Annotated in this window: 7 protein-coding genes and 1 riboswitch; of the genes, 2 read left to right on the forward strand and 5 right to left on the reverse strand. The window is 74.3% G+C overall.

Going from position 1 to position 8,609, the window contains the following annotated elements; all coding sequences use genetic code 11:
- Positions 1–261: 261 nt before the first annotated feature.
- Genes AX737_RS09485 through AX737_RS09505 form a run of 5 tightly spaced genes read right to left on the reverse strand, consistent with a single transcriptional unit; the run spans position 262 to position 7,295 of the window.
- Positions 262–1,422, reverse strand: coding sequence for a heparan-alpha-glucosaminide N-acetyltransferase domain-containing protein (locus tag AX737_RS09485; RefSeq protein ID WP_066920860.1), 1,161 nt, complete (start codon positions 1,420–1,422; stop codon positions 262–264).
- Positions 1,423–1,445: 23 nt separating this feature from the next.
- Positions 1,446–2,987, reverse strand: coding sequence for an ABC transporter permease (locus AX737_RS09490; RefSeq protein ID WP_066920852.1), 1,542 nt, complete (start codon positions 2,985–2,987; stop codon positions 1,446–1,448).
- Entirely contained in the window at positions 2,930–4,324 is a 1,395-nt protein-coding gene (locus tag AX737_RS09495; RefSeq protein WP_066920854.1) for a DUF3526 domain-containing protein, read from the reverse strand. The genes AX737_RS09490 and AX737_RS09495 overlap by 58 nt, the downstream gene beginning before the upstream one ends.
- A complete protein-coding gene (locus AX737_RS09500) occupies positions 4,321–5,049 on the reverse strand; it encodes an ABC transporter ATP-binding protein (RefSeq protein ID WP_066920862.1) in 729 nt (242 codons plus the stop codon). The genes AX737_RS09495 and AX737_RS09500 overlap by 4 nt, the downstream gene beginning before the upstream one ends.
- Positions 5,050–5,060: 11 nt before the next feature.
- A complete protein-coding gene (locus AX737_RS09505) occupies positions 5,061–7,295 on the reverse strand; it encodes a TonB-dependent siderophore receptor (protein WP_066920856.1) in 2,235 nt (744 codons plus the stop codon).
- Between the two features lie 98 nt (positions 7,296–7,393).
- Positions 7,394–7,603, reverse strand: a riboswitch (cobalamin riboswitch).
- 292 nt (positions 7,604–7,895) lie between these two features.
- On the opposite strand from AX737_RS09505, the gene AX737_RS09510 reads away from it, so the two are divergent.
- A complete protein-coding gene (locus AX737_RS09510; protein ID WP_066920858.1) occupies positions 7,896–8,216 on the forward strand; it encodes a multidrug efflux SMR transporter in 321 nt (106 codons plus the stop codon).
- 102 nt (positions 8,217–8,318) lie between these two features.
- The coding region (locus tag AX737_RS09515) for a carboxyltransferase domain-containing protein (RefSeq protein ID WP_156453617.1) at positions 8,319–8,609 on the forward strand (291 nt) is incomplete at its 3' end.

The following is an 8,609-nucleotide window of genomic DNA, read 5'->3' on the forward strand; positions in this document are numbered from 1 at the left end:
TCCCTCCCCCCTCTGCGGGGGAGGGTGGCCCCTGCGTCAGCAGGGGTCGGGAGAGGGGAACCCGGCTTCAGGCAACGGCGCGGCCTTATGCAGGGCACCGCCTCTGCCTGAAGCGTTCACCCCTCTCCCGTCACCCTTCGGGTGCTTCCCTCCCCCGCAGAGGGGGGAGGGAAGAGCGCGAAGGGCTTCGCCCGGGATGTGTGAACATCGATAGCTTCGCACGGGGAAGGGGGAACGAACCTCAGCACCGTGAAAGCGGCCTCAGAGATAGCTCAGCCCCGGCCAAGCGGCCCGGCGTTTCAACCCGACCATCCAGCGGCAAGCCAGCCAGAGCGGCAGGCTCAGACACGCCGTGACGAGCCAGATCTGCCACGGCGCGGCGAGTTCGACCCCGCCGGAGCGGCCGCCGAGGCCGAGCGCCAGGGCGGCGTCGTGGATCAGCCGCAGCAGCCAGAGATGGGCGAGGTAGAAGAACAGCGGCGCGCCGCCGAAGCTGCGCAGCCAGCCCAGGCCGGCGGCGGGGAGCCGCTCGAACAGCGCGAGGAGCGCGAGCCCGAGACCCAGCGTCAGCAGCAGGAAGTCGGCCGAGGGCGGGTACTTGGTCAGGTTGACGAAGGACAGGACGGTCAGGAGCGGCGTCGGACCGGCCTGCCACGGAACCGGCTCGCCGTAGCCGTCGAGCCCGCGCAGGACCAAGAAGGCCCCGAGCAGCGCCCCGCCGAGCGCGAGCAGCCGGCGCTGCCGGAGCGCGGGCGAGGTGGTTCCCGCGAAGAGCGGCCCGAGCGCGTAGCCTGCCGCGATCACGCCGATCCAGGGCAGCACCGGGTAGGAGGTGCGCGCCGCGCCCCAGGGCAGCGGCAGCATCCCGCGCTGGTGCAGGATCGACCAGAGCGCGTAGCCGGTCTCCTCCGGCGCGAGCCGCACCGGGTCGAGCAGGTTGTGGCCGAACATGACGAGGAGCGCGAGGCCGGCGAGGAGCCGGCGCGGCAGCCAGAGCAGGCCGGCGAGCGCCACCATGCTGATCCCGATCGCCCAGATCACCTGCAGGTAGAGGATCGGCGGGAAGAGGCTTCGGGTCCAGGCGAGGTTGACCAGGGTGATCTCGAGCAGGATCAGCAGCAGCCCGCGCTTCAGCAGGAAGAGGCTGACGGCGCCCCGGTCGCCGTGCTTCTGCCCGTAGAGGTTCGCCGAGAGGCCGGTGAGCAGGAGGAAGACCGGCGCGCAGACGTGCGAGGCGGCCCGCGTCAGGACCAGGTCGGGCGGCGTCGCGGCGAGGTTCATCGGGTCGCCGACCTGCGCGTGCAGGTAGAAGAACTCGCGCACGTGATCGACGAGCATCAGCAGCATGACGAGGCCGCGCAGCGCGTCGATCGAGCCGATGCGGGCTCGCACGGCGGGGGGCGCGGCCGTGTTGGGCATCATCCGGGTCACCGTCTCGTGAGAGGTCAGGCCGGCCACCTGCGCAGCCGGCGATGGGCGAGCGCCGCCAGCGCGAGTGCCATGGCGACGAGCGCCGCGAGGCTGAGCCCGGCCTGGTGCCGGGCCGCCGCCAGGGCCGGGGCTGGCGCGAAGGCCGGCACGGCGTCGTAGGCGTCGAAGTCGAGCCGCGCCGGGCAGCCGGCGCAGACCGGGACCGGATCGAGCGCCTGGGCGAGGATGCGCGGCTCGAAGAAGGCGCGCAGGTCGCGGCGATACGCGGTGCTCGCCGCCAGGAAGGCGGCGTGCCGGGCGGCGTCCGTGCCCGCGGCTTTCTCCAGCGCCAGCGCCAGCGCGCTCGCGGGCGAGAGCAGGGCGAGGCGCCCGCTCCAGGCCGCCAGGGCGCGGGCATGCGCGCCGAGGGCCGCCCGGGTCTGCCCGAGCGCCGCGTCGTAGAAGGCGTCGCGGGCGAGCCGCTTGATCTCGGGCTTCTCGGATGGGCCCGGCCGAGCGGCGGCCTCGGGGGCGCGTGCGGCGAGCCACGCACTCGCGACCCGCGTGCCGGTCTCGCCCGCGTAGAACGCCGCCTGCGCCTGCCGGCTCGTGTCGATCGCCGCGATGCGGGAGGGGCGCGGCGCGAGCAGGTCCACCGCGAGGCCGAGCGCGGTGGGCAGGGCGACGGTGAGGCCGGCCCAGGCGAGGACGAGGATCGCGAGCGCCGCGACCGCCCCGCGCCAGAGGCTTGCGGCGAGCGCGCAGGCCGCGACCCAGAACAGGGTGTAGGCGGCGAGACATGCGGCGATGAGCGCCAGCACGCCGCCCCAGCCCGCGAGCGGGCCGGCCCAGCCGGCCGCGAGCAGCGCCAGCCCTGTCCCCCCGAGCACGCCCGCGAGCGCGACGAGCCCCACGGCCCCGAACTTCGCGGCGGCGACCCGGCGCGGGCCGACCGGCTGGGCCGCGATCAGCCTCAGGATCCCGGTATCCTGTTCCGCGGCCAGCCGCGTGCCCGCGAGCGCGATCACGGCGAGCGGCACGAGGTAGACCAGCACGAAGGCGAGGTCGAAGGCGCCGAGCCGGAGCCGGGCGGCGCTGCCGAGCTCGTAGGCGGTATCGTCGAAGACCGTGCTGAAGCCGAAGCTGATCCGCATCAAGGCGGGCTGCACGTCGGACTGGCCGGCGGCGAGGTGCGCGAGCGGCGTCGGCGGCTTCACCGCGTGGGCGGCCAGGAAGTAGGTCATGTAGCCGAAGGCGTCGGTGGGGTCCTGCCAGTAGTTCACGGTGATCGGGCTCGGCCGGGCGTAGCGCGCGTGCGCCGCGCGGGCCTCGCGCACGGTGCGCGCGCCGTCGTCTTCCGCCTGCGCGATTGCGGCGCGCACCGTCTCGACGCGCTCGGCGCCCGTGCGGGCGGCGAGGCAGAGGGCCGCGAGGAGGGCCGCCAGGATCGCCCAGGTCAGGCGTTCGCGCAGGACGAGGCGCAGCTCGGCGGCGACGAGGCGGGAGAAGCGGGCGGCGCTCAGGGCTTCAGCCTCCGGACGAGCGGCACGGCGAGCGCCGCGAGCGCCCCGAGCCACAGGGCGAGGATCAGGGCCGGCACGCGCGCGTCGGCGAGCGCGCGGGCGAGGGGCAGCGGCGCGTGCGCGAAGGGCGGGATCTCCTGCCAGAGTTCCGGCCCGGCCACGAGCACCCGGCCGCCGCCCTGCGGGTGGTCGCGGATCTCGGCGTTCATCCGCTCCGAGATGGTGCGGCGGTAGCGCTCCGCCGCCCAGACGAAGTGGGCGTGCGCGGCGAAGTCGGTGCCGGCCAGCGTCTGCGACAGGGCCTGCAGGGCGACGCGCGGGGAGATGAGGCCCGCGTAGGCCGCCGCCCGCTCCTGGGCGGCGAGGCTGTCGAAGAAGGCGCCGAGCTCGCGGTCGTAGACCGCGAAGTTGTGGCTCTCGTTCTCGGACATCATCAGGCCGCGCAGGTCGACCGGCAGCTCGTCCGGATCGCTCGCGCCGTAGCGGGCCAGCACCTCGCGGACGCGTGTGTCGTTCGCCTCCGCCGTGCGATGCGCCCGGAAGCCGGCATCGATCCGGGCGCGCACCGCGCGGTAGGGGAGGGCGGGCCGCACCAGCTCGACGCCCGCGCCCGCGAGCCGCGGGGCGGCGACGCAGAGCAGCACCCAGGCGGCGAGCGAGACGGAGAGCGCGCCGCGCGCCGTGCGGGCGACCAGCGAGGCCAGCATGGCGACGAGCAGGAAGGCGCCCGCATAGGCGAGCTGGGCCGCGACCCAGGCGATGAGGCGCGGCCAGACCTGCCAGCCCTCCGAGCCGAGGCTCAGGGCCGCGAGCGCCCCGAGCCCGAGCAGCGGCGGCCCGACCACGAGCGCCAGCGCCACGAGGAGGGCGGCGAGGCGCCCGGCGAAGAGCCGGCCCGGCGGCACGCCGTTGCCGAGCGCGAGGCGGAGCGTGCCGCGCTCCCGGTCGGCCGCGAAGGCCGAGAAGCCCATGAGGATCGCGGCGAGCGGCACCACCAGCTGCACGATGTCGGCGACGCTGCCGAGGCCGGCGCGGGCAAGAGGGCCCGCATCCTGCACGGCGCGGTAGACGGCGTCGTTGAACAGGTGCGCCTCCACCCGCACCATCCGGCCCGTATAGGGCTCGGTGCCGGGGTCGAGCACCGCGAGCGGCGCGGAGGGGCGGAACACCCAGAGGCCGTAATGGTCGGCGGAATGCGGGTTCTTGGCGTCCTGCCCGAGCCAGCGGTCGCGCTCCGCGGCGGTGATGCGCGCGACCTCCGCGCCGTAGGCGGCGGCCTCCCGCCACGCGGCGAGCCCGGCGACGGCGAGGAGCAGGACGAGCACGGCGCCGATCCAGCGCAGGCGCACGTCGCGCAAGGTCAGGGCGAGTTCGGCCGCGACCCGCCTCACGCCGCGCTCCCCGCGAGCCGCTCGATGTAGAGCCGCTCCAGCGCGACGTGGTCGAGGCTCCTCGGGTCGATCTCCTCGACGATGCGGCCGGCGCCGAGCACGCCGACCCGGTCGGCCATCTCGCGCACCCGGTAGAGGTCGTGCGTCGCCATCAGCACGGCGCTGCCGCGCGCGGCCGCCGCCCGCACCGTGCCGGAGAACTCGGCCGCGGCGCCCGGATCGAGGCCCGAGGTCGGCTCGTCGAGGAGCAGCAGCCCGGCCCGGCGGGCGAGCGCGATCGCGATGCCGACCTTCTGGCGCATGCCCTTCGAGTAGGCGCCGGCCGGCCGGTCGTGGGCGTCCGCGCCGAGGCCGGCCTCGGCCAGCAGCGCGCGGCCTTCCGTCTTCGGGAGGTCGAGCCCGGCGAGCGTCGCGATGTAGCGCAGGTTCTCCAGCCCCGAGAGCGTGGGATAGAGCGCGACCTGCTCGGGGATGTAGGCGACGTGCGCCCGTGCGCCCACCGGGTCGGCCCCCGCATCGACGCCCCGCACCCGCACCGTGCCCGCATCCGCCCGCAGGAAGCCGAGGATCAGGTTGATCGTCGTGGTCTTGCCGGCCCCGTTCGGCCCGAGGAGCGCGAAGACCTCGCCCGGGCGCAGGCTGAGATCGAGGCCCGCGAGCGCGGTGCGCGGGCCGAAGCGCTTGACGACGCCCTGCAGCGCCAGGACGGTCCGATCGACGGGCATCTCCTCCGCCATCAGAACCGCACCGTCATCGTGCCGGTGAAGCGGCGCGGCGCGCCCGGATAGACCCGGAAGGCATTGAGCGAGCTTTCGTAATACTCGGTGTCGAACACGTTCTCGACGTTGAGCGCGAAGCGGAAATTCTCGTAGCGCCAGTAGGCGAGCGCGTCGACCGCGATGTAGGCCGGCAGCTTGAAGCCGTTGGCGGCGTCGCCCGCCCGCTCGCCGACGCCGCGCACGCCGCCGCCGATGCCGAACCCCTTCCAGAGGCCGGCCTGCACCTCGTGCACGGCGAGCAGGCTGCCGGAGTGGCGCGGCACGTTGATGAGCGGCGCACCCACGGGGAGCACGTTGTCCTCGGTCACGACCGCGTCGGCGAAGACGTAGCCAGCCAGGATCTTGATCTCCGGGGTGATCTGGCCGGCGGCGGTCAGCTCGAAGCCCTGGCTGCGCACCGCGCCGGCCGCCAGCGAGAAGCCGCTGTTGGCGGGGTCCGCCGTCAGCACGTTCCGGCGCTCGACCCGGAAGGCCGCCGCGGTGAGCCCGAGCGCGCCGCCGAACAGGTCGAGCTTGGCGCCGACCTCGTAGCCGAGCCCGGTCTCGGGCGCGAAGGGCCCGGAGCGCGCCACCGCCGCGGCGTCCGGGCCGATATTCGGCCGGAAGCTCGTGCCGACATTGGTGTAGAGCGCCAGTTCCGGAATCGGCTGGTAGACGAGGCCCGCCCGCGGCGAGGCCGCCGCCCGCGACTGCTCGGTGAGCGAGCGCGGGATGCGCTCCAGGAAGGATTGCTCGAAGAAGTCGAAGCGCACGCCGAGGAGCGCCTTCCACTCGGGGCTCAAGCTCAGCTGGTCCTGGGCGTAGAGGGCGGTGTTCGTCACCCGCTCCAGGTTGTTGCGCGGGATGGTGAGCGGCGGCAGCGGCTGGCCGTAGCCGGGGTTGTAGATGTCGATGCTGTAGGGGCTCGTGCGAAAGTTCGAGCGGAGATACAGCACGCGGCTGTCCGTGCTCTCGCGCTCGAAGCCGAGGAGCAGGGTGTGGCCGATGCCGGCCGTGTCGAAGCGCCCGACGAGTTCGGCCTGGCCGATCGCCACGTCCCAGCGGTAGTCGCGCACGTTGCGGTCGCGCGCCACCGTGCGGTTGTCGGCGGCGATGCTCCTGATCTCGGCGGATTCGCCCTCCAGCGACCCGGTGTTGAAATGGGTGGCGAGCCGCATCTGCCAGTCGGCGTCGAAGCGGTGATCGATGCGGATCTGCATCGTGTCGTTCGACTGGTAGGTGCTCTGGCCGGGCTCCCCGAGGAAGCGCGAGATCGGCAGCAGGCCGAGCTGGCGGTTGATCGCGATGACGCCGCGGTCGAACACGATGCGGTTGCGCAGGAACTCGGTCTCGACGGTCACGCGGGTGTCGGGCGTGACCTGCCAGCTGATGACGGGCGCGACGAGGAGCCGGTCGCCGTCCACGAAATCGCGAAAGCTCCCCTGGCGCCCGCCCGCGAGGTTGAAGCGGTAGAGCAGCGTGCCGTCCTCGTTCAGCGCGCCGCCCGCATCGACCGTGCCGCGGAACTGCTCGAACGAGCCCCAGAGCCCGCCCATCTCGACGAAGCGCTCGGTCGTCGGCTGCTTGGTGATGATGTTGACGAGGCCGCCGGGGTCGCTGCGTCCGAACAGGCCGCCGCCGGGGCCCTTCAGCACCTCGATGCGCTCGACGTTCTGGGTGTCGGGCGGCGGCGGGGTGCCGCGGTTGATCGGGAACCCGTTCTTGTAGAGTTCGGAGGTGGTGACGCCGCGGATCGCGTAGCTGAACACCGAGAGGCCGCCGAAATTGTTCTGCTGCGCCACGCCCGGCGTGTAGCTGAGCACCCGGTCGACCCGGGTGGCGGCCAGATCCGTGATCACCTCGCGCGGCGCCACGGTGACGATCTGGGGCACTTCGCGCTGGGGCGTGTCCGTCCGCGTCGCGCTCACCGCGCGGTCGGCCCGGTAGCCGGGCGTCGGCCCGATCAGGCCGATCGCGCCCCGCGCCGTGGTGGTGCCGGGCGCCGCACCGTTGCCGACGCCCTCGGGCCCGACGCTCTCGACCGACAGCTCTCCCAGCGTCACGCTGTCCTGCGCGCGGGCCTCCGGCAGCGGTGCTCCGGCCGAGAGCGCGGCCGCGAGCGCGAGGCGCGGTGCGCGCCGCCCCCGCGCGGCGGGCGCGGGACGGTTCGCGGCAAGGTCGGCGTTCGGGCTCGGACGGCGGATCACCGGCATGCTCAAGGTTGCCGGTCGGCGGCCGAGCGGATGCCTGCGCGGGCGCGTCCCGAGGGTACGCATCCGCGCACGCGCTCCGCCGGGACACCCCGCCCGGGGGACGTGACAACGCGCAAGGCAGGTCTCCTGGCTCGCGGATCATCGCCCCGGCCTGGCCTTCCCGGTGCGACGCACCAGTGACCATGGGCGGCAGGGGCTCGCCGCGTACAGTTGCGGGGGCAGCTTCGGCATCGCTCCGGGGAGCCGACCGAATTCCCTCTTAGCCCGCGCGCCGGGAGCGCGCGGGAACCTTGGCCGGAAGACCTTCGCCTTGACTGCGGGCGCAGTCAACACGGCGGATGCGATTGCGCAACGTTATAACGTAATTTTTCTGGGGGCGGATCGGATCCGCGCGTCGAGGCGGCGGGCGAACAGGGTTGAGGGCCAGCCCCCCCGCGAGCGGGCGACACGGCGGCCGCCGTCCCGGCCTCCGAGATCGCCCGCGGGCGCGGATTGACCGCGCCGCGCCCTCGCCCTATCCCGCCGGCCGGCGAGGCCACGTCCTCCCCCCGCGCGCGGGGCACAAGTCCGGGACGGCCCGGCCCTTTCAGGAGGGCCGACATGGCCTGGATCTATCTCACCGCCGCCGGCCTGCTCGAGGTCGCCTGGGCCTACGCGATGAAGCAGTCGGCGGGCTTCACGCGCCCCGGGCCGACCGCGATCATGGCCGTGACGATGGCCGGCAGCTTCGGCCTGCTGGCGCTGGCCCTGCGGACGCTGCCGCTGGGCACCGCCTACACGATCTGGACCGGGATCGGCGCCGTCGGCGCCTTCCTCGTCGGCATCACCGTGCTCGGCGAGGAGGTCGGCGCCCTCCGCCTCGCCGCGGCGGCCCTGATCGTCTCCGGGCTCGTCCTGATGAAGCTGTCGAGCGCGCACTGAACCGGGGCCCCCTCTCCGCCGATGACGGCCGGCGCGGGAGGCGGCAGGATGGTGGGCCGGAACCGGGTGGCCGGTTCCGGACATGTCCCCGCGAAGGCGCCCATGACCACACCCGACCCCGAACCGCCCATCCGGCCCCGCTTCCTCGACGCGGGCGAGGCGGCGCTGGTGGTGGAGTTCGGCGCGGCGGTCGATCCCGCGACCAACGACCGGGTGCTGGCCCTCGACGCGGCGCTCGCCGCCGATCCGCCGCCCGGCCTCGCCGAGACGGTGCCGACCTACCGCTCGCTGATGATCCACTACGACCCGCTGACCCTCTCCCGGGCCGCCCTAGTCGCGGCCGTGGAGGGCCGTCTCGCGGAGCGGGCGGCGGAGCGGGCGGCGGCGCGGGGC

Origin of the sequence: Methylobacterium sp. CCH5-D2 (assembly GCF_001556475.1) — a bacterium.
GTDB lineage: Bacteria > Pseudomonadota > Alphaproteobacteria > Rhizobiales > Beijerinckiaceae > Methylobacterium > Methylobacterium hispanicum.